Source organism: Bradyrhizobium sp. S3.7.6, assembly GCF_054061875.1.
Window position 1 is genome coordinate 477,740 of record NZ_JBSSEQ010000001.1, and the last position, 22,015, is coordinate 499,754.

Consider the following 22,015-nt stretch of genomic DNA (forward strand, 5'->3'; position numbering starts at 1 on the left):
CTGATGTATCCAGGTCAGCATGCTCGTCTACGCCCGCTCCAGCCCGCCTTCATCATGGCTGCAACCGGCGAGGCCGTCACCTATCGCGAACTCGATGCGCGCAGCAACCGCCTGGCGCATCTGTTCCGCAAGCACGACTTGAAGCGGCTCGACCATTATTCGATCTTCATGGAGAACAATTCGCGCTACCTCGAAGCCTGCGGCGCGGGCGAGCGCTCCGGGCTGTACTACACCTGCATCAACTCGTTCCTGACGCCGGGCGAGCTCGCCTATCTCCTCGTCAACAGCCAGTCGAAAATCCTGATCACGTCCGTTGCGAAACTCGACATCGCCCGCGAGGCGATCAAGGCCTGTCCGGACATCAAGCTCTGCATCGTCGCCGACGGCCCTGGCGAGAGCGACCGTATCGTCGGCCTCGCCGAGGTGACCGCCGACCTGCCCGAGGCTCCGATCGCCGATGAATGGCTCGGCACCGCCATGCTCTATTCATCCGGCACGACCGGACGGCCGAAAGGCATCCTGCGCCCGCTGCCGGAGGAACCGCCGAAGCACAATCTGCCGCTGTTCGATTTCCTGACAAAGCTTTGGCGCTACCGCGAGGGCATGGTCTATCTCTCGCCTGCCCCGCTCTATCACTCCGCGCCGCAAGCCGCGGTGAACCTCACGATCCGCATGGGCGGCACCGTGATCATCAAGGAGACGTTCGATCCCGAACGTTATCTCCAGCTCGTCCAGCAATGGGGTATCACCCACACCCAGCTGGTGCCGACGATGTTCTCGCGCTTGCTGAAGCTGCCGGAGGAGGTGCGCGGCCGCTACGACCTGTCGTCGCTGGAGATCGCGATCCACGCCGCAGCGCCCTGCCCGGCACTGGTCAAGGACGACATCATCAAATGGTGGGGGCCGATCATCCACGAATATTACGGCGCGACCGAAGGCCTCGGCTTCACCGCCTGCAACAGCGAGGAATGGCTTAGCCACCGCGGCACCGTCGGCAAGGTGCTGCTCGGCGACCTCCACATCCTCGACGAGAACATGAGGGCGTGCCCGACCGGCACGCCGGGCCAGGTCTGGTTCAAGACGGCATCGTCGTTCGAATATTTCAACGACCCCGAGAAGACCAGGGAGGCGCGCTCGGCCGACGGCAGCATGAGCACGGTCGGCGACGTCGGCTATGTCGACGAGGATCGTTTCCTCTATTTGACCGACCGCGCGACCTTCATGATCATCTCCGGCGGGGTGAACATCTATCCGCAGGAATGCGAGAACCTGCTCATCACCCATCCGAAGGTCGCCGATGCCGCGGTGTTCGGCGTGCCCAATCCCGATCTCGGCGAAGAGGTGAAGGCGGTGGTACAGCCGATGCCCGGCATCGTGCCGGGCGAGGCGCTCGCCGAAGAACTGATCGCCTTCTGCGGTCAATCGCTGTCGCGGCAGAAGGTGCCGCGCTCGGTCGATTTCGAAAAGGAACTGCCGCGGCTGCCGACGGGCAAACTGTACAAGCGGCTGCTGCGGGACCGATATTGGGGGAACAAGACGTCACGGATCGTGTGAGCCCCACTGTCGTCCCGGGGCGCGACGAAGTCGCGAACCCGGGACCCATAACCACCGGCGGGAGTCGTCACGCGAGCAGGTAACTCCGAGTCTTCATCAAACGACTCCCGTGGTTATGGATCCCGGATCTGCGCTTCGCTTGTCCGGGACGACGGCGGAGTTTGTTGAGGCAGCTGCCCGCAACATCTGCACAGGAACCATCCCTTCGCACCTGCACTCTCACATGAAGAGAGTGTGAACGCCTGCGGCCTTCCGTCATCCGAATTGTCGAGGCGGCGAGCGGCCTTGCCGGTTGCCTCGCTGCACGTGCGTCGCTATCGTCTGACAAACAGGCCGCAAAGGCCCAAAAGACTAGTGTCCAGGGAGGATGAGCATGCGGAGCGTGTGGGCGCTCGCCGCAGTGGCGGCGCTATCTGTGCTGACGGCCTCGACGACCACGCTCGCCGGCGGGCCCAAACAGGGCGGAATCCTGCGGATGTACCACCGCGACAGCCCCGGCAATGCCTCGATCCATGAAGGCGCGACCTATTCGCTCAATGTTCCCTTCATGCCTGTGTTCAACAACCTCGTCATCTACAAGCAGGACGAGGCGCAGAACAGGATGGACAACATCATTCCGGAACTCGCCGAGAGCTGGGCCTGGGTCAACGACAACAAGACGCTGACCTTCAAGCTGCGCCCGGGCGTGAAATGGCATGACGGCAAGCCGTTCACCTCCGCGGACGTCAAATGCACCTTCGACATGCTGATGGGCAAGTCGCAGCAGAAGTTCCGGCAGAATCCGCGCAAGACCTGGTACGAGCAGGTCAATGACGTCTCCACCAACGGCGACCTCGAAGTTTCCTTCAACTTGAAGCGGCCGCAGCCGTCGCTGCTGGCCCTGCTCGCCTCGGGCTACACGCCGGTCTATCCCTGTCATGTCTCGCCCGGCGACATGCGCACGCACCCGATCGGCACCGGCCCGTTCAAATTCGTCGAGTTCAAGGCCAATGAATCGATCAAGCTGACCCGCAATCCCGACTATTGGCGCGAGGGGCGGCCCTATCTCGACGGCATCGAGTTCACCATCATCCCGAACCGTTCGACCGCGATCCTCGCCTTCGTCGCCGGCAAGTTCGACATGGCGTTCCCGACCGAAGTGAGCATTCCGCTGCTGAAGGACGTCAAATCGCAGGCGCCGAAAGCGGTCTGCGTGGTCGAGCCCAACAATGTCGCCACCAACATCATCGTCAACTCGTCCGCGCCGCCGTTCGACAATATCGATATCCGCCGCGCCATGGCGCTGTCGCTCGACCGCAAGGCCTTCATCTCGATCATGTTCGAGGGCCAGGGCGATGTCGGCGGCACCATGCTGCCGCCGCCGAACGGGCTGTGGGGCATGCCGAAGGAGATGCTCGAGAGCATTCCCGGCTATGGCCCCGATGTGAACGCCAACCGCGAGGAAGCCAGGAAGCTGATGCAGAAGGCCGGCTATGGGCCGGACAAGCATCTCGCCGTCAAGGTCTCAACCCGCAACATTCCGGTCTATCGCGATCCCGCGGTGATCCTGATCGACCAGCTCAAGAGCATCTATATCGACGGCGAGCTCGACGTGGTCGAGACCGCGAACTGGTTCCCGAAGATCGCACGCAAGGACTACATGCTCGGGCTCAATTTGACCGGCAACGCCGTGGACGATCCCGACCAGTCGTTCTACGAGAACTATTCCTGCGGTTCCGAGCGCAACTACACCAATTACTGCAACAAGGAGATCGAAAAGCTGTTCGACGTGCAGTCGCAGGAGACCGACGTCAACAAGCGCAAGAAAATGGTGTGGGACATCGACAAGAAGCTGCAGGAGGACGTCGCCCGCCCGATCATCTTCCACGCGCGCACCGGCTCCTGCTGGCAGCCCTATGTCAAGGGCGTAACGGTGATGTCGAACAGCTCCTATAATGGGTATCGCTACGAGGACGTCTGGATGGACAAGTAGCGCAGGCGGCTGACGATTTCGACAGGAGGCGATGCATGCTTGCCTATCTGGTGCGGCGCCTGTTCCTGATGCTCGTGACCCTGTTCGGGATCTCGGTCGTCATCTTCTTCCTGCTGCGCGTCGTGCCCGGCAACATCGTCGACATCCTGTTTGCCGCGGCGGGCTACGTCGATCCCGCCGACAAGGCCAATCTGGAGAAGGAGCTCGGCATCGACCAGCCGCTGGTCGTGCAGTACTGGCACTGGATCAGCGGCTTTCTGCGCGGCGATTTCGGCTACTCCTATGTTTCGGAGAAGCCCGCGCTTCAGGAGATCCTGCCGCGGATCCCGATCACCGCGCGGCTCGCCGGGCTGGCGCTGCTGTTCTCGGCGTCGATCGGCATTCCGCTCGGCGTCATCAGCGCGGTGAAGCAGGGGACACGGCTCGATTACGCGTTGCGCGTCGTCAGCCTCAGCGGCTTGTCGCTGCCCTCGTTCTGGCTCGGCCTGCTGATCCTCACCGCTTCGGTGGCGATGTTCAACCAGATGCCGATCTTCAATCCCAATCCGCAGACCTGGCTCGAGGCGTTCGCGACCTACGCCGTGCCGGCGGCCGCCGTCGGCTTCCGCAGCGCGGCGCTGACCATGCGCATCACGCGATCCTCGATGCTGGAGGTGCTGCGGCAGGACTATATCCGCACCGCGCGCGCCAAGGGCGCCTCCGACGCCGCCGTCAACTATAAGCATGCGCTGAAGAACGCGATCCTGCCCGTCATCACCGTGATCGGCATCGAGGCCGCGTTCCTGATCGGCGGCCTGATCGTGACCGAGACCGTGTTCAACATCCCCGGCGTCGCGCGCTTCCTGGTCGAAGCGATCCGCTGGCGCGACTACCCGATCGTGCAGAACCTCGTGATGCTGATTGCGGTCGTGGTGGTCAGCGCGAACTTCATCGTCGACATGCTCTACGCGGTGTTCGATCCGCGCATCCGGTATACGGATTAGGAGATCAGCTTGGCCGCGATTGACTATGATCTCGAACTGAGGCGGGCCGGCGCGCATGCGACCGGCGGCTGGCGGCGCGTACTGTATTTGGCACAGCGGCACGTGCTGGGCGCGGCCGGGCTGATCATCATGACGCTGTTCGTGCTCACGGCGATCTTTGCCGACTTCATCGCGCGCTACGATCCCCTGACCATCGACGCCGCCCGTGCGCTGGCGCGCCCGAGCCTGGCGCACTGGATGGGCACGGACTCCTTCGGCCGCGACGTGTTCAGCCGCATCATCCACGGCGCGCGGATCTCGCTCGCGGTCGGCATCGGCTCGACGGCACTTGGCGGTACGATCGGCGTCATCGTTGGCCTCACCTCCGGCTATCTCTCCGGCTGGGTCGACCTCGTATTCCAGCGCGTCTCCGACATTCTTCAAGCGCTTCCATTGCTGGTCCTGGCGCTGATCATGACCGCCGCGCTCGGTCCGTCCCTGCCGAACGTCATCATCGCCATCGCCATTCCGCTGATCCCGACCGTGTCGCGCGTCATTCGCGCCAACACGCTGGCGCTGCGCGAGCTGCCCTTTATCGAAGCCGCCAAGTCGATCGGCATGAGCGAGGTGCGGATCGCGCTACGCCACGTGCTGCCGAACACGCTGGCGCCGCTGATCGTGCTCGCGACCGCGCAGCTCGGCTCGACCATCCTGACCGAAGCCTCGCTGTCCTTCCTCGGCCTCGGCATTCCCGAACCCTATCCGTCCTGGGGCCGCATGCTCTCGGAATCCGCCGCCGAATATGTCCGCACCGCGCCGTGGCTGGTGATCTTCCCCGGCATCGCAATCAGCCTCGCCGTGTTCGGCGCCAACCTGTTCGGCGACGCCCTACGCGACATCCTCGATCCCCGGCAGCGCGGCTGATGGCAGACAAATCCGATCTCGTGCTCGATGTGAAGAACCTGAAGACGGTGTTCTTCACCAATTCCGGCCTGTTCAAAGCCGTCGACGACGTCTCGTTCACCGTGAAACGTGGCGAGACGCTCGCGATCGTCGGCGAATCCGGCTGCGGCAAGAGCGTCACCGCGCTGTCCCTGATGCGGCTGGTGCCCGATCCGCCCGGCCGCATCGTCGGCGGGTCGGTCACGCTCGAAGGCACCGAGCTGCTGGCGCTGGATGAATCCGAGATGCGTGCTGTCAGGGGCAATCGCATCTCCATGATCTTCCAGGAGCCGATGACCTCGCTCAATCCGGTGATGCGGATCGGTGACCAGATCGTCGAGGCGGTGCGGTTGCACCGGGCGATGCCGGCCAGAGAAGCCCGTGACATCGCGGTCGAGATGCTGCGGCTGGTCCGCATTCCCGAACCGGCACGGCGCGCGCGGGAATATCCGCATCAGCTTTCCGGCGGCATGCGCCAGCGCGCGATGATCGCGATGGCGCTCGCCTGCCGGCCGGCGCTGCTGATCGCGGACGAGCCGACCACCGCGCTCGACGTCACCATCCAGGCGCAGATCCTGGCGCTGATCCTCGACCTTCAGAAGGAGCTCGGCACCGGCCTCGTGCTGATCACGCATGATCTCGGCGTCGTCGCGCAGACCGCGCAGCGGGTGATCGTGATGTATGCGGGGAAGAAGGTGGAGGAGGCAACGGTGGAAGCGCTGTTCGCCGATCCCAAGCACCCCTACACGCGCGGGCTGATGGCCTCGATCCCGGCCGTGCCGGCGTCAGGTGTTCCGGTGCAGGCGCGGCTGAACGAAATTCCCGGCACGGTGCCCTCGCTGGTGCGGTTGCCGAAAGGCTGCGCCTTCGCGCCACGCTGCAAGCTCGCGATCAAGCGTTGCGAGGCCGAATATCCGCCGCTGGAGGACTGGGGCGGCGGCCATCTCGCGGCGTGCTGGCGCGCGGCCGAAGTGGCGGAGGTGGCATGACCGAAGCGCTGCTCGAAGTCACCGATCTCAAGAAGCACTATCCGGTGCGCGCCGGCGTGTTGCGGCGGCAGGTCGGCACCGTGCATGCGGTCGACGGCGTCTCGTTCTCGGTTCATACCGGCGAGACGCTCGGCCTGGTCGGTGAATCCGGCTGCGGCAAGTCGACGGTGGCGCGCAGCGTGCTGCGGCTGGTCGAGCCGACTTCGGGTCAGATCCGCCTTGACGGAGAGGACATCACCCGTCTCTCCAAGACCGCGCTGCGGCCGCATCGCCGCTCGATGCAGATCGTGTTCCAGGACCCGTTCGCTTCGCTCAATCCGCGCATGGCCGCCGGCGACATCGTCGGCGAGCCGCTCACCGTGCATGGGCTCGCAAGCGGCAAGGAGCTGGAAGCGCGTACCGCAAAACTGTTCGAGCAGGTGGGCCTGCGGCCCGATCAGATGCGCAACTTCCCGCATCAATTCTCCGGCGGCCAGCGCCAGCGCATCTGCATCGCACGGGCGCTTGCGCTGGGTCCACGCCTGATCGTCTGCGACGAGCCGGTCTCCGCGCTCGACGTCTCGATCCAGGCGCAGGTGATCAATCTCCTGATCGACCTGCAGAAGGCGCACGGCTTCTCCTATCTCTTCATCGCGCATGACCTCGCCGTGGTCGCCCATATCAGCCACCGCGTCGCCGTGATGTATCTCGGCCGCATCGTCGAGATCGCCGGCAAGGACGAGCTGTTCCGCAATCCGCGCCATCCCTACACGCAGGCCCTGCTCGCCTCCGTGCCGGTTGCGAACCCGTTTGCCAAGAAGCTCGCGCCGCTGGTCGACGGCGACGTGCCGAGTCCGGTCAATCCGCCCTCCGGCTGCGCATTTCACACCCGCTGCCGGTTTGCGATCGAGCGGTGCAAGACGGAGCGGCCGGCGCTGGTGGACGCAGGCGGCGGACATCAGGTGGCGTGCCTGCTCAACGAGGGGACGGGGCGGAGCCAGTAGCAACAGGCCGCAACGCCCGGATCACCGGCCAGGCCGCCAGCGCGGCGGCCAGATGCTTGAGCGTGTGGCCCGAGACAATGTGGCCTGTCGCTTCAAATATGGTCACGTCACCCAGCTCGAAAAGCTTGGCCAGCGCGTAAAAGAAGATCACGCCGCCCAGAGACACGCCAAGCGCACCGGGCCGGGGCCGTGTCAACGCCAGTCCCACGGCCAACGCCATGCCGCCGAACTGCACGACCACCCATGGCGTGAGATTCTCGCGTGCCACCCAGGCCGCGAGCAGGCCCGCAACCGTCACCAGCACCACCACCGCCTGACCGGCACGCACGCTGATGCGCTCGCTGGCCGCGATGCCCAGAAAGCCCGCGAACGCCACCGCCATACCGAGACGATCGGCCACCAGCCGCTGCGGCGCGTCGGGATCCAGATGATAGATGCACGATCCTATGCAAGTGAGGATCAGACCCACGAAGAGGCAACCTGCACCCGCGGGCGCATCAGGGTGGGCACGCAGGCGCAGCAAGCCCCAAGCGCCCATCGCCAGGAAGGCAAGATTGCTCAGCACGTCGCCGGCGTTGGGCACGCCCAGCCAGGTGCGAGTGTCGACGAAATGCGGGATGTGCCAGGCGGAGGCGGGCAACGCCGGCGCGAGGAGCGCCACCAGCGTCAGGACGAAGAGCGCGCCAATCAAATATTTTTCGCGGATCTGAGGTGCGGCGAACGGCAGTCGGTTGGACCGCGAAGGGAGCGTGGCAGCTGTGTTTCGGCCGGGATCAGTTGCGCGCAACATACAGGCCTCCTCGTGAATTGAACATCGTTCAATATTAGTAAGCCGAAAGTGAATATTGTTCAATAAAACTGCGCTTGAGCACGAACTGGTAACTATCGGATTGAAATCATTCAAATTTCGGCGCGAAAACGAAGAGCTGCCACGGCAGGGCTCGACGGAGCATCTCACCCCATCGTCATTGCGAGCGCAGCCAAGCAATCCGGGCCCCTCCGAGTAGTGAGACGGGATTGCTTCGTCGCCTCCACCTTCGCTCTTCGAGCTAGGGCGGACAAGTCGTTCCTCGCGATAATGGCGAGAGCGCTACCCCGCCCCGATCTCCGCCACGACCCTACCCGTGGTGACCTGCTCGCCTTCGGCGACGTCGATCGCGGCGATAACGCCGTCGATGCCGGCCTTGTGGACGTGCTCCATCTTCATCGCTTCCAGGGTCATCACCGGTTGACCGGCGGTGACGCGGTCACCGGGCTTGACCAGCACGGCGACGACGCGGCCGTTCATGGCGGCGCGGACTTTGCCATCGCCGCCGTTGGTTGCGGCCGCCTTCGGCGCGGCGAGGGTGAGATCGGTGACCGCAAGCGGGATGCCGCGATGCTGGAGGTAGAGCCGGTCGCCATCGCGCAGGAATTTTGCGCAGTCCATCACGCCGTCGTGGCGAAAGCGGATGGCGTCGGGATCGAGCTGGTCGATCTCGAACTTGTCCTGACGGCCGTCGGCGGCGACGATGTAGCCGCCATCGCGCTCACGCGTGACTTCGAGCTCGTGGGTGTGGCCGGCGATCTCGACTTTCGCCGGCAGCGGGAATGTTGCCGCCAGGCTCCGGCCACCTTGCCATGACGGCGCGCGCGGATTGGTGACATAGAGCAGCAGGCCCGCCAGCGCCGTATTGAATGCAGCATTCGCCGACGGCGCCAACAGTTCGTCGCGATGTGCACCGATGAAAGCTGTCGTCGCCTCGCCTCTGGCAAATCCGGGATGGCGCAGGCAGGACATCAGGAACGCCTGATTGGTGGTCACGCCAAACGCAGTGAGTTGCTCCAGGCCGACAATCAGCCGCCCCCTCGCCTCCTCCCCGTGTCGCGCCATGGCTGATCACCTTGGCGATCATGGAATCGTAGAACGGCGGAATCCCCGCACCCGATCGCAGCGCGTGCTCGACGCGGATGCTGTCAGGTACCTGCCAGCGCGCCATGCGGCCGGACTGCGGCATGAAATCCTGCGCGGCATCTTCCGAGCACAGCCGCACCTCGATGGCGTGGCCCGAGAATCGGACGTCCTGCTGCTTCACCGGCAGAGGCTCGCCGCGCGCGACACGCAGCTGCAGCTCGACGAGATCGAGCCCGGTGATCGCCTCGGTGACGGGATGCTCGACCTGGAGGCGCGTGTTCATCTCCATGAAGTAGAATTCGCCGCTGGCGTCGAGCAGGAATTCCAGCGTGCCGGCGCCCTCATAGCGCAGCGCCTTGACTGCGGCGACAGCGACCTCACCCATTTTCGCGCGCAGCTCCGGCGTGACCGCCGGCGATGGCGCCTCCTCGATCAGCTTCTGATGTCGCCGCTGCACCGAGCAGTCGCGCTCGCCGAGATGGATGGCGTTGCCGTGGCTATCGCCGAACACCTGGATTTCGATGTGCCGCGGGTTCTGGATCGCTCGCTCGAGGATGACCGTGGGATCGCCGAACGCGGCGTTTGCCTCCGACCGCGCGCTGCGCAGCGCATCGGGGAAGGATGCGGCATCGGTGACCAGCCGCATGCCGCGGCCGCCGCCGCCCGCAACCGCCTTGATCATCACGGGGAAGCCGATCTTCCTGGCTTCCGTGAGCATGACCTCGTCGCTTTGGTCGGCGCCCTGATAGCCGGGAACGCAGGGCACGCCGGCCTTCTTCATGATCTCCTTGGCGCCAGCCTTGTTGCCCATCGCCTCGATCGCCAGCGGCGAGGGGCCGATGAAGACGAGGCCGGCCTCCTTGCAGGCCTGTGCAAAGTCCTCGTTCTCGGCGAGGAAGCCATAGCCGGGATGCACGGCATCTGCGCCGCTCACCTTGGCCGCGGCGATGATCGCGGGAATGTTGAGATAGGATTGCGCCGGCAGGGCTTCGCCGATGCGCACGGCCTGGTCGGCCTGCCGCACGTGGAGCGCATCGCGATCGGCATCCGAATAGACCGCAACGACGCCGAGGCCGAGTTGCCGCGCACTCCGCATCACCCGCAGCGCGATCTCGCCGCGATTGGCAACCAAAACCCTGAAGAACGGCCGGTGCTGCACTGATCCGTTCCTCATGGGCGGGCCACCGAGAATTGCATGCGCTGGGGCGTGCGCGCGTCGCCCTCGCGGCAGATCGCGAGCACCTCGGAGAGCACCGCACGGGTGTCGCGCGGGTCGATCACGCCGTCATCGAGCACGCGGGCGCTGGTCGAGAACACGTCCATCTGGCCGTCGAACACACCGATGATCTGCGCCTTCATCGCGTCGAGCTTTTCTTTCTCAACCGGCTTGCCCCGGCGCGCGGCGGCGGCCTCCGTCACGATCGCCATGGTCTCGGCGGCCTGCTCGCCGCCCATCACGGCGGTTCTTGGCGTTGGGCCAGGAGAAGCAGAAGCGCGGATGGAAGCCGCGTCCGCACATGCCGTAATTGCCGGCGCCGAACGAGGCGCCGCAATAGATGGTGATCTGCGGCACCGTCGCCGACGTGACAGCCTGGATCATCTTGGAGCCGTGCTTGATCATGCCGGCTTCTTCATAGGCCTTGCCGACCATGTAGCCGGTGGTGTTGTTGAGATAGAGGATCGGCGTGCGGGTCTGACAGCAGGCCTGGATGAAATGCGTCGCCTTGTTGGCGCCGGCGGGATCGAGCGGGCCGTTGTTGGTGATGATGCCGATCGCCTGGCCTTCGATGCGGGCGTGACCGCAGACGGTGGCGGGGCCGTAATTGGGCGCCATCTCGGTGAAGTCGGAATCGTCGACGATGCGCGCGATCACCTGCTTCATGTCGACGGTGCGCTTGTGGTCCATCGGCATGATGCCGAGCAGCTCGTCCTGGTCGTAGCGCGGCGGTTTGAACTGCGGAGCCGCGCGGCCCGGCCGCTCCCATTCCAGCGCTGCCATGATCTCGCGCGCGATGCGCAGCGCATCGCGGTCGTCCTCCGCGAGGTAATCGCCAAGACCTGAGACCTGCGTGTGCATCTCGGCACCGCCAAGCTCTTCCTCGGTCGCGATCTCGCCGGTTGCGGCTTTCAACAGAGGTGGCCCGGCGAGGAACGCGCGGGTGCGGCCACGGACCATGACGATGTAATCGGACAGGCCGGTCTGGTAGGCGCCGCCCGCGGTCGACGAGCCGTGCGTGACGGTGACGACCGGCAGCCCCGCCGCCGAGAGCCGCGCGAGATTGCGAAAGATGTTGCCGCCACGGACAAAGTCCTCGACGCGGTAGCGCAGCAGATTGGCCCCGGCGCTTTCGACGAGCTGGACGTAAGGCAGCTTGTTCTCCAGCGCGAGCTCCTGCACCCGCAGCGTCTTGTCGAGGCCATAGGGCTGGAGCGCGCCCGCATCGATGCCGGCGTCATTGGCACTGACCATGCAGCGGACGCCGGAGACGAAGCCGATGCCGGCGATGACGCCGCCGCCGGGCACGCTCTTGTTCGCATCTGATACGTCGAACATGTAACCGGCGAGCGTCGAGAGCTCGATGAAGGGCGCGCCGGGATCGAGCACCAGCGCGACGCGTTCGCGCGGCAGCAGCTGGCCGCGCTTGTGGAAGCGATCCTTTGCCGCCGCCGACGCCGCACGCGTGCGCTCTTCCAGCGCGCGCATGCGGTCGATCAGCGCGAGCATGCCGTCGCGATTGGCATGATAGGCAGTGCTGCCGGGGGAAGTGGTGTTGTCGAGAATGGACATAACTCTATCCTGCTCGTCATTGCGAGGAGCGAAGCGACGAAGCAATCCAGACCGTCACCGCGGAAAGACCCTGGATTGCTTCGCTTCGCTCGCAATGACGGTTGAGGCGATACCTTACCTATTCGTCCCAAAGATCTTCCGCGCCTCGGCGGGGCTTGCGATCTCGCGGCCCGCACGGCGGGCGCAGGCGGCGATGGCCTCGATCAACTGGCCATTCGACGTCACCTTCTTGCCGTCGGCGAGATAGAAGGCGTCCTCCAGACCGGTGCGGAGATGGCCGCCGAGTTCGGCACAGCGCTGGTGCAGCGGCCAGATCTCTTCGCGGCCGATCGCGGTGACCTGGAAATGCGCCTCGGGCCGCTTCAGCTTGATCAGGATCGGCAGCAGATCGGGATCGGACGGCATGCCGGAGGCAACGCCCATCACGAAATTATATTCGAGCGGGCCTTTGTACATGCCGACCTGGTGGTACATGCCGACACAGCGGACGATGCCGACGTCGAAACATTCGAACTCGGGGATCGTCCCGACGGCGTTCATGACGTCGAGATAGTCCTTCACCTTCTCGACCGCGTTGTCGAACATCATCGGCGGCCAGGCCCAGGTGTTGTCGGCTTTCACCTTCAGATAATTCAGCGAGCCGGCGTTGCAGGCGGCGATCTCCGGCCTGGTCTCGCGGATGCAGTCGAGCGCGCCGCTGTAGTTCGGCCCTGAGACGCCCGAGGTGTGATTGATGATGACGCCGGGGCAGGCCTCGCGGATTGCCTGCTGAATCTCCTTGCTGACACTCACGTCCCAGGACGGCAGATGTCCCTTGTCCGGCGCCTGCTGGCGCAGATGGATGTGCATGATGCTGGCGCCGGCATCGAACGCAGCCTTGGCTTCGCGTGCCATCTGCTCGGGCGTAACCGGCACGTTGTGCTGCTTCGGGTCGGTGAGCACGCCGTTCAGCGCGCAGGTGATGACGGCCTTGTCGCTCATGCCAAAAATATCTCGCACGTTGAGAATTCAACGCTTGCGATCATGTGATGAGCGGCATGCGGCTTCTTGCGCGGAGAAGCTGGAAGGCACGGCTATCGTAGGGTGGGCAAAGGCGCTCTCGCGCCGTGCCCACCATGTCTTGGCGCTGAACGAAGATGGTGGGCACGCTTTCGCTTTGCCCACCCTACGAGAGCGACGCTAGCTCGCCTCCGCGAGCCTCACCGTCTCGGTGCTGCGGTAGATCGCAAGGTCGCGCGAGCCGACGAAGATCGCGCGCGGTTTCAATCCATAGAAGCGGCGGATCGAATGGCTGAAATGGGTCGAGTCGGGATAGCCGATGTCCTGCGCGAGATGGGCGAGGTTGAGGTCCTGGTTGGCGAAGTGCAGCAAATGCCGCGCACGCTTCCAGGCGCGGAAGGAGCGGAACGAGATGCCGGTCTCCTCCTTGAACAGATGCAGGAAGCGCGAGGCCGAGAGCCCCGCTTCCGCCGCGCACGTATCCGCCGTCACCGGCTCGCCGGAGAAGCGGCCGATGCGGGCGACGGCGCGCATCACGCGCGGATCGAGCACGCGACGCGGCAGCGCCTCGCCAAAGCACATCTCGTCGAATTCGGCGGTGGTGATGTCGCCATAGCGGCGCTGGCGCAGCAGCGTATAGGCGGCGAGGATCTTGCGGGCATAGACGGCCCGGTCGGGTCCGGTCAGCCGCGCGGCCAGGGCCTCGATCACGCCGTCCGGCATGCTTTCCGGCTCGAGCGTGACGCTGATTGCAGTGCGGTAGTCGCTGGCGATGGAATGCCGCTGGTTCGGCAGGGTCACGAACAGCTCGCCGGTGGCGAGAACGTCGTCGATCGTCAGATGCAGGCTGCCCTTCACAGCGACATAGACGTGGCAGCAGCCGGGGGTGCGCTTGCGGGGGCGGCCGAGCAGGCCGGCATAGAATACCCGCTCCGGCGTGATCAGCATCAGATGGTCGGATTCGCGACCGTTATCTTCCATTGGGATCCTCCTCGCGCGGCTCTTTGGCCGCTGCGGACGGAGGTCACCTTAGCGGAAATTTGGGCGCTGTCACGGCGCGATAGCGCTGTCATGGCGCGCAAAAGATTACCATTCCGGGACGATGATCAGTCGTCCCGGAACCGCGATGAGACCGCAGTCCCATCCTACGGAATGCTTACGCCCTCACGCGCGGCGCAACATTCTGCTCGACGCCGGCCTTCTGCTCCGCAGCGACCGCACGCTTGAATCCGTCGCGCTGCTGCAGCCGCGCCCAATAGGCTGCGACATTTGGCCCGAAATCCTTGGCGAGTCCGACGTTGTTGGCAAGCCGGAGCGCGTAGCCGATGACAATGTCAGCGGCGGTGAAGCGGCCTGCGCACAATGTTTCGGCATCGGCCGTCGCCGCCTCGACCGCGCGCAGGCGCCCTAGGAACCATTTCGCATAGTCGCCTGCGACCTGCGGATTGCGGCGCTCCTCCGGCTCGAGCTGGGTGTATCGGAGCACCAGCGTCTGCGGGAAGGTTAACGTGGCATCGCTGAAATACATCCAGTTCAGGAACGCGCCATAGGCGGGATCTTCGGGTCCGACCATCAACGGCGTCGGTCCGTGCTTGATGCCGAGGTAATGGCAGATGCCGGAGGACTCGGTCATCTTCGTCTCGCCGTCGACCATGAAGGGAATGGTGCCGAGCGGATTGAGCGCAAGGTACTCCTTGGCGAAGACCCGCGGCGGGAACGGCAGCATCTTCAATTCGTACGGAAGCCCCATCTCCTCCAGCATCCAGAGCGGACGGAACGAGCGCGCGGCGTCGCAGTGATAGAGCGTGATCATCAGGCATTCCCTTTACTGCCGGGCAGCGTGCCCATCATCTTGCACAGGACCATCAGCATGACCTCGTCGGCACCGCCGCCGATCGACGTCAACCGGCTATCGCGATAGGCACGGCTGACCGGCGTCTCGTTGGTAAAGCCCATTCCGCCCCAATATTGCAAGCAGGCGTCGGTGAGCTCGCGGCCGAGTCGGCCGGCTTTGAGCTTGGCCATGGTCGCAAGCTTGGTTACGTCCTCGCCGGCCACGAGTTGCTCGGCGGCGCGATAGATCAGCGCGCGCAACAACTCGACTTCGGTCTGCATCTCCGCGAGCTTGAAGTGCACGACCTGGTTGTCGAGGATCGACTTCCCGAAGGCCTTGCGGTTGCGGGTGTACTCGATGGTTTCGTTGATGATGTATTCATGCGCCTTCAGGCAGGCCGCCGCGCCCCAGAGCCGCTCCTCCTGGAACTGGATCATCTGGTAGGTAAAGCCCTTGCCCTCCTCGCCGATGCGGTTGCGCTTGGGCACGCGGACATTGTCGAAGAAGATCTGCGCGGTGTCTGACGAGCGCATGCCCATCTTGTCGAGCTTTCGCGCCACCGTGACGCCCTTGCTCTTCATGGGCACGCAGATCAGCGACTTGTTGCGGTGAACCGGCCCATCGCCGGAGTTGGCCAGCAGGCAGATCCAGTCGGCCTGGGTGCCGTTGGTGATCCACATCTTGCCGCCATTGATGACGTAGTCGTCGCCGTCAGAGCGCGCATTGGTCTTGATCGAGGCGACGTCCGAGCCGGCGCCGGGCTCGGAGACGCCGATGCATGCGACGTAATCGCCTGATATCGAGGGGCTGAGGAATTCGCCCCGTACCTCGTCCGAGCCGAACCGCGCCAGCGCCGGCGTTGCCATGTCGGTCTGCACCCCGATCGCCATCGGCACGCCGCCGCAGGTGATTGCGCCCAGCTCCTCCGCCATCATCAGGGCGTAGGAATAGTCGAGGCCGGAGCCGCCGAACTCGACCGGCTTGTTGAGCCCGAGGAAGCCGAGGCTGCCCATCTTCTTGAACAGCTCATGCGCCGGGAAGATGTCGGCCTTCTCCCACTCATCGACGTGAGGGTTGATCTCGCCCGCGATGAACTTTTGCAGGGAACGACGGATGTGGTCGTGGTCGGCGGTGAATAGCATTTTTGTCAGCTCAGCTCTCGGTATCTCCAATGTGCTCGTCATGGCCGGGCTTGTCCCGGCCATCCACGTCTTCGTCAGCCGGCAGCAAGAACGTGGATGCCCAGGACATAGGCGAGCGGAAGCGACGCCGTCCTGCGGACGGCTATGCCCGGGCATGACGGTGGGGCGTTCACAGCCCCATCTGCCTTGACGCCAGATCCTTCATGATCTCCTCCGTGCCGCCGCCGATGGCATTGACCTTGACCTCGCGGTAGATGCGCTCGGCCTTGATGCCGCGCATGAAGCCGGCGCCGCCAAAGATCTGGACGGCCTCGGAGGCGCAGAACGCCATGGTCTGCGTCGCCTGGTTCTTCATCATGCAGATTTCGGCGACCGGGCTCTCGCCCTGCTCCAGCCGCCAGGCCAGCATTTCGAGCATCGACTGGGATGCCGCGACCTTCTGCGCCATGTCGACGATCTTGTGACGGATGACCTGGTGCTGGGCGAGCGGCTTGCCAAAAGTCTTGCGCTCCTTGGCATAGGCGATCGCCTCGTCGAGGCAGACCCGCGCGAAGGCGGTGCAGCCGGCCGCCATGCCCATGCGCTCGCTGTTGAAATTCCGCATGATGATCTTGAAGCCCTGGCCTTCCTCGCCGATCAGGTTTTCGGCCGGCACGCGGCAGTCATCGAAATGCAGCGTCGCGGTGTCGGAGGCCCACCAGCCCATCTTCTTCAGTTTCGTCCGTGACAGGCCGGGCGTGTCACCCTCGATCAGAAGCAGGCTGACGCCGCCGGCGCCCTCGCCGCCTGTACGCACCGCAACGGTCAGATAGTCGGCGCGCATCCCTGAGGTGATGAAGGTCTTCTCGCCGGTCACGACGTAGTGATCGCCATCGCGCCGCGCCCTGGTGCGGAGGTTCGCGACATCAGAGCCGCCGCCCGGCTCGGTGATTGCCAACGCGGAGATCTTCTCACCCGACAGCACCTGCGGCAGCACGCGTGCCTTGACCTCCGGGCGCGCCGCCCGCGCGATCGGCGGCGAGCCGATGGTGTGGCTCATCAGGCTGGCGCTGACCCCGCCGGCCCCGGCGCGCGCCAATTCCTGGCTCGCGACGATCTTCATGAACTGGTCGGCGGCGATCCCGCCATATTCCTCGGGGAATCCGAGCCCCAACAGGCCAATCTCGGCCGCCTTGCGATAAAGCACGCGGGGAAATTCGCCGGCCTCGTCCCATTCATGGGCAAAGGGCGTGATCTCCTTCTCGACAAAGCGGCGCATCACCTCGCGGAAGGCGTCATGCTCGGTGGTATAGAACGGGCTCTTCATCGTCGTCTCGCCCTGCTGGCGGATTCGTGTTGGCCACCATGGCCGGAACATTTGCCGCTCACTTGCGCAGAGTGGCTGACCGGGGGAACCGCTGCACGGCAGCCCATCGCCTAGCAACTCAACGCAAGACGATTTTCGCCGCTCGCAGGCCAACTCCGGGGCAAAAAAAGACGTGCGCACAAACTCCGGCTGGCCCCAGGGCCACGCCGGGCATGGTGCCCGGCAAATAGGGACGCAGGCGGCACAAGACCGCCGAGGGAGGGATTTTTGGCCGTTCGTTATTACGACTGGATCGTCCATCACGGCCGCCGTACGCCTGACAAGGTCGCGGTCATCGACCTCGCGAGCGAGCGCCGCTTCACCTATTCGCAGCTCGATGCCCGCGTCTCGCGCCTGGCCGGATTTCTCCGTGACACTCTCAAGGTCTCGCGCGGTGACCGCGTCGCGGTGCTGGCGCTGAACACGACCGATACGCTGGAGGTGCAGTTCGCCTGCGGACGGCTCGGCGCCGTCTTCGTGCCGCTGAACACCCGCCTCACCGTTCCCGAGCTCCAGTTCATCACCGGCGATTGCGCGCCGAAGGTGATGATCCACGACACCGATCTCGCCGAGACCGCGCTCGCCGTCGCAAAGCTCTGCAACGTCGCGACCAGCCTGCTGCTCGGCCCCGGCGGCGCTTACGAGACCGGCATCGCGTCCGCCAAGCCGCTTGCCCGCGCCGAGGAGGTCACGCTCGATGACGTCTCGACCATCATGTACACGTCGGGCACCACGGGCCATCCCAAGGGTGCGACCATCACCCATGGCATGACGTTCTGGAATTGCGTCAATCTCGGCGGCCCCGCCTGCATCGGTCCGGCCTCGGTGCTGCTCACGGTGCTGCCGCTGTTCCACACCGGCGGGCTCAATTGCTACACCAACCCGGTGCTGCATGCCGGCGGCACCGTGATGATCATGCGCGCCTTCGATCCCGGCACGGCGCTCGGCCTGATCAACGATCCGGCGCAGGGCATCAACGTGTTCTTCGGCGTGCCCGCGATCTATCAGTTCATGGCACAGCATCCGGCCTTCGCGACGACTGACCTGACCCGGTTGATCGTCTGCGGTGTCGGCGGCGCGCCGATGCCGGTGCCGCTGCTCAAGGTGTGGGAGGCGCGCGGCGTCGCGCTGCAGCAGGGCTACGGCATGACCGAGACCTCGCCGGCCGTGCTGGTGCTGGATCGCGAGGATGCGGCACGCAAGGCGGGTTCGGCCGGCAAGCCGGTGCTGCACACCGAGGTGCGGATCGTGCGACCCGACGGCAGCGATGCCGAGGTCGGCGAACTCGGCGAGCTCTGGGTCAAGGGCCCGAACATCACGCCGGGCTACTGGAACAGGCCGGAGGCGAACAAGACATCCTTCACCGACGGCTGGCTGCACACGGGCGATGCGACGCGCGTCGACGAGGAAGGCTTCTACTACATCGTCGACCGCTGGAAGGACATGTACATCTCGGGCGGCGAGAACGTCTATCCGGCCGAGGTCGAGAACGTCTTGCATCAGCTCCCCGCGATCGCGGAAGCCGCCGTGATCGGCATTCCCGATCCGCAATGGGGCGAGGTAGGGCTCGCCATCGTCGCAGCCAAGCCCGGTCAGCGGCTGACCGAGGCGGATGTCTTTGCGCACTGCGCGGCCAATCTCGCGCGCTTCAAATGCCCACGACAGGTGCGCTTCGTCGATGCGCTGCCGCGCAACGCCACCGGCAAGATCCACAAGCCGACGTTGCGGAAAGAATTCTCGGTGGCGTCCGAAGTCGACAAGAAAGTCGCCAACGCCTGATCAAAGCGCCCCTTGCGGGCGCTTCTTCGTTTCTGACGTGCCTGCTCCAACCCAGAAGAAACCGCAAAGAAAACCCCAAGGAATTTTCATGAACAAGAAACTCTCCCTGCTTGCCGCGGCAACGGCGTTGACGCTGCTTGCGACCCCGTCCGCGTATGCGCAGAAGGCGTACGACACCGGCGTCACCGACACCGAGATCAGGATCGGCAATGTCGAGGCCTATTCCGGTCCCGCGTCCGCCTACGGCATCATCGGCAAGACCGAGGAAGCCTATTTCAAGATGATCAACGACCAGGGCGGCATCAACGGCCGCAAGATCAACTGGATTTCCTATGATGACGGCTACTCGCCGCCGAAGACCGTGGAGCAGATCCGCAAGCTGATCGAGAGCGACGAGGTCTTCCTGGTCTTCAACGCGCTGGGCACGCCGACCCAGACCGCCGTGCAGAAGTATCACAATTCCAAGAAGGTGCCGCAGCTCTTCCTCGCCACCGGCGCCAGCAAGTGGAACGACCCGAAGAACTTTCCCTGGACCATGGGCTTCCAGCCCAGCTACCGGGTCGAGGCACAGATCTTCGCAAAATACATTCTGAAGGAGAGGCCGGACGCGAAGGTCGCGATCTTCTATGCCAACGACGATTTCGGCAAAGACTACCTCGCCGGCATCAAGGACGTGTTCGGAGACAAGGCATCGAAGCTGATCGTGGCCGAGGAGAGCTACGAGACCTCGGAGCCGTCGATCGACGCCCACATCGTCAAGCTCAAGGGCACCGGTGCCGATGTCTTCGTGAACATCGCGACCCCGAAATTCGCGGCCCAGGCCATCAAGAAGATCGCGGAGCTCGAGTGGAAGCCGATGCACCTGATGACCGACGTCTCGGTCTCCATCGGCGCGGTGATGAAGCCGGCCGGCCTCGAGGCATCCGAAGGCGTGCTGTCGGCCGGCTATCTGAAGGATGCGTCGGATCCGCAGTGGAAGGACGACGAGGGCATGAAGAAATTCATGACCTTCATCGACAAGTACATGCCCGGTGCGAACATCTCGGACGCCAATCTGGTGTACGCCTATGCCGCAGCCCAGACGATGGTGCAGGTGCTGAAGCAGTCGGGCGACAATCTGACCCGTGAGAACGTGATGAAGCAGGCCGCCAGCCTGAAGGACTTCGTCCCCGACACGCTGATCCCGGGGATCAAGATCAACACCTCATCTACCGACTTCGCGCCAATCGAGCAGCTCAAGATGTGGCGGTTCAAGAAGGGCCAGTGGGAGCTGTTCGGCGACATCATCAGCGCCGAAACGGGCGGCTAGCCACGCATCGCAGCAACGGGCGGAGACGTGCAGCTGACGTCTTCGCCTGCACTGACGTCGATCCCCGCGACCGGCAGGCCGAGCCGGCGCGGGTCATCGATGGCCGCAAAACGCGGACAGGCCCATGCCAGGATCGCCCCGCCCGATGGCGGCAGATCGAGCTGAAGAACGAAGGCACCCGCGTCGATCGCGGTCGCGGTATCCGCAACGCGCACGCCGTCGAGATAGAACTGCACGCCGATCCGATCCAGCGGCTCGCGAATTTCCGGCGACGCGATGCGAATGATGGTGCGTCCAGGCGGCGCCTCGATCCGCAAGGCGGCTTCCGGCTCGCTCCAGCGGAAGCTGCGGCCCTGCCAGACCTCCCAGGCATGGAAGCCGGCCTGTGCGACCATCTGATCGCCGGGACTCTGCGCAGCTCCGCCAAGGCTCCCCCGAATGCCACGGATACAATGGAGGCGCTGATAGTGGATCAGCGCGGCGATATAGCGCTTCAGCCAGCGCGCGATGCTGCCGCGAGAGCCGCCCATGGTGAGCAGGGTCAGACTGCAACGCGCATAGCCTGCCGACAAACGTGCAAGACCAAGCGCAAGGCGGTCGCCGGCCAGTGCGATCGCGCCCCAACGCCCGATCGCCTGCAGGCCTTCGCCGGTTACGCCGCCGGCGCGCATCCGTGCAGCAAGGGCGCTACGCGCCAGCGCGACGTTGAAATCGCCGCGGCTGCTCCACTCGACCGGAGTTTCGAGCAGCTCGCTGCCGGGATCGTTGTGCGCTTCGCTGAGATAGCGGATCTCGCCCCGCACGAAATCGAGCGTGAATGTCTTCAGCTCGCCGATTTCGCCGATATAGTAGTGATGGAAGCGCGCCTCCTCGAGATAGCCGATCGTATGGCCCCTCGCGTGATACGCGGCGGCGAGCACCCATTCGGCGAAATGGCCGAATTCCTCGCGCAGGCCGCCGCATTCCCGATAGACGTCGCGCCGCGTCACGAAGCACTGGTCCAGCACCTTGCGCCAGGGATGCTGTTTCATGCCGAACTCGATGTCGGCCTGGTACATGGCGGCCTCCGCCACGGACAGCCGGTTATGGCAGATCGGCACCGACTGACAGGAGAACCCCGCCCAGTCGGGACGCGCGTCGATCGCGCGGATGCAGGCCTCCATCACGTCAGGCTCGGGCCGGCAATGCGACTCCGTGAAGAACAGATATTTGCCGCGGGCCTTGGTGGCGCCGAAGGCGCAGAGCCCGATGTCATGGTCCGAATTGGTGAATTCGAGGCGCGCTTTGCCGCCGGCCAGCGCCTTCAGCTCGTTGAGTGCCTCGAAATCAGGCGGCACCACCAGGATGATTTCGTAAAGCGATTTGTCGGCAGTCTGCGACGTCCAGCCGAGCCAGGACAGCTCCCACTGCCCGCGGTGATGTTCCAGCGGGATGATGATGGAGAACAGCGGAGATTCACCGCCGTATGGTGCGGGCACGTCCTGCATATTCCCTTATAGACGCACGCGACGCCATTCCGGACT

At 64.6% G+C, this 22,015-nt stretch carries 15 protein-coding genes and 2 pseudogenes; 8 read left to right on the forward strand and 9 right to left on the reverse strand.

Annotated features, from left to right (window positions below; translation table 11 throughout):
- Positions 1-3: 3 nt before the first annotated feature.
- The 6 genes from ACVJ5M_RS02345 to ACVJ5M_RS02370 all read left to right on the forward strand — a co-directional run bounded on the left by ACVJ5M_RS02345 (position 4) and on the right by ACVJ5M_RS02370 (position 7,402).
- Positions 4-1,554, forward strand: a complete 1,551-nt coding sequence (locus ACVJ5M_RS02345; RefSeq protein ID WP_063979977.1) for an AMP-binding protein — start codon at positions 4-6, stop codon at positions 1,552-1,554.
- A gap of 373 nt (positions 1,555-1,927) precedes the next feature.
- Positions 1,928-3,526: an ABC transporter substrate-binding protein gene (locus ACVJ5M_RS02350; RefSeq protein ID WP_063979978.1), complete on the forward strand. Its 1,599-nt coding sequence runs from the start codon at positions 1,928-1,930 to the stop codon at positions 3,524-3,526.
- A 35-nt stretch (positions 3,527-3,561) separates the two neighbouring features.
- Positions 3,562-4,509, forward strand: a complete 948-nt coding sequence (locus ACVJ5M_RS02355; RefSeq protein ID WP_063979979.1) for an ABC transporter permease — start codon at positions 3,562-3,564, stop codon at positions 4,507-4,509.
- Positions 4,510-4,518: 9 nt separating this feature from the next.
- Positions 4,519-5,412: an ABC transporter permease gene (locus ACVJ5M_RS02360; RefSeq protein WP_063979980.1), complete on the forward strand. Its 894-nt coding sequence runs from the start codon at positions 4,519-4,521 to the stop codon at positions 5,410-5,412.
- Entirely contained in the window at positions 5,412-6,419 is a 1,008-nt protein-coding gene (locus tag ACVJ5M_RS02365; RefSeq protein WP_063979981.1) for an ABC transporter ATP-binding protein, read from the forward strand. Before ACVJ5M_RS02360 ends, ACVJ5M_RS02365 begins: the two co-directional genes overlap by 1 nt.
- Positions 6,416-7,402, forward strand: coding sequence for an ABC transporter ATP-binding protein (locus ACVJ5M_RS02370; protein ID WP_063985943.1), 987 nt, complete (start codon positions 6,416-6,418; stop codon positions 7,400-7,402). Before ACVJ5M_RS02365 ends, ACVJ5M_RS02370 begins: the two co-directional genes overlap by 4 nt.
- On the opposite strand, the gene ACVJ5M_RS02375 is transcribed toward ACVJ5M_RS02370, so the two are convergent.
- From ACVJ5M_RS02375 to ACVJ5M_RS02410, 8 genes and pseudogenes are all read right to left on the reverse strand, one after another.
- A complete protein-coding gene (locus ACVJ5M_RS02375; protein WP_063979982.1) occupies positions 7,374-8,192 on the reverse strand; it encodes a hypothetical protein in 819 nt (272 codons plus the stop codon). The genes ACVJ5M_RS02370 and ACVJ5M_RS02375 overlap by 29 nt on opposite strands.
- A 300-nt stretch (positions 8,193-8,492) precedes the next feature.
- Positions 8,493-10,470, reverse strand: a pseudogene (locus ACVJ5M_RS02380) (acetyl/propionyl/methylcrotonyl-CoA carboxylase subunit alpha).
- Positions 10,467-12,084: pseudogene (locus ACVJ5M_RS02385) on the reverse strand (acyl-CoA carboxylase subunit beta). Before ACVJ5M_RS02385 ends, ACVJ5M_RS02380 begins: the two co-directional pseudogenes overlap by 4 nt.
- Positions 12,085-12,198: 114 nt before the next feature.
- On the reverse strand, positions 12,199-13,065 hold the full coding sequence (locus ACVJ5M_RS02390; protein ID WP_028155241.1) for a BKACE family enzyme: 867 nt from the start codon (positions 13,063-13,065) through the stop codon (positions 12,199-12,201).
- 198 nt (positions 13,066-13,263) lie between these two features.
- On the reverse strand, positions 13,264-14,064 hold the full coding sequence (locus ACVJ5M_RS02395; protein ID WP_063979985.1) for a helix-turn-helix domain-containing protein: 801 nt from the start codon (positions 14,062-14,064) through the stop codon (positions 13,264-13,266).
- Positions 14,065-14,239: 175 nt separating this feature from the next.
- On the reverse strand, positions 14,240-14,896 hold the full coding sequence (locus ACVJ5M_RS02400) for a glutathione S-transferase family protein (RefSeq protein WP_063979986.1): 657 nt from the start codon (positions 14,894-14,896) through the stop codon (positions 14,240-14,242).
- Positions 14,896-16,059, reverse strand: a complete 1,164-nt coding sequence (locus ACVJ5M_RS02405; protein WP_063979987.1) for an acyl-CoA dehydrogenase family protein — start codon at positions 16,057-16,059, stop codon at positions 14,896-14,898. Before ACVJ5M_RS02405 ends, ACVJ5M_RS02400 begins: the two co-directional genes overlap by 1 nt.
- Positions 16,060-16,228: 169 nt before the next feature.
- Entirely contained in the window at positions 16,229-17,365 is a 1,137-nt protein-coding gene (locus ACVJ5M_RS02410; RefSeq protein ID WP_354095531.1) for an acyl-CoA dehydrogenase family protein, read from the reverse strand.
- A gap of 267 nt (positions 17,366-17,632) precedes the next feature.
- Between ACVJ5M_RS02410 and ACVJ5M_RS02415 the strand changes: the two genes are divergently transcribed.
- Both ACVJ5M_RS02415 and ACVJ5M_RS02420 read left to right on the forward strand, forming a co-directional pair.
- Entirely contained in the window at positions 17,633-19,183 is a 1,551-nt protein-coding gene (locus tag ACVJ5M_RS02415) for an acyl-CoA synthetase (protein WP_063979989.1), read from the forward strand.
- An 88-nt stretch (positions 19,184-19,271) separates the two neighbouring features.
- A complete protein-coding gene (locus tag ACVJ5M_RS02420) occupies positions 19,272-20,492 on the forward strand; it encodes an ABC transporter substrate-binding protein (protein ID WP_063979990.1) in 1,221 nt (406 codons plus the stop codon).
- Here ACVJ5M_RS02420 and ACVJ5M_RS02425 read toward each other — a convergent pair.
- Positions 20,489-21,979: a glycosyltransferase family 2 protein gene (locus ACVJ5M_RS02425; RefSeq protein WP_063979991.1), complete on the reverse strand. Its 1,491-nt coding sequence runs from the start codon at positions 21,977-21,979 to the stop codon at positions 20,489-20,491. The genes ACVJ5M_RS02420 and ACVJ5M_RS02425 overlap by 4 nt on opposite strands.
- Between the last annotated feature and the right edge of the window lie 36 nt (positions 21,980-22,015).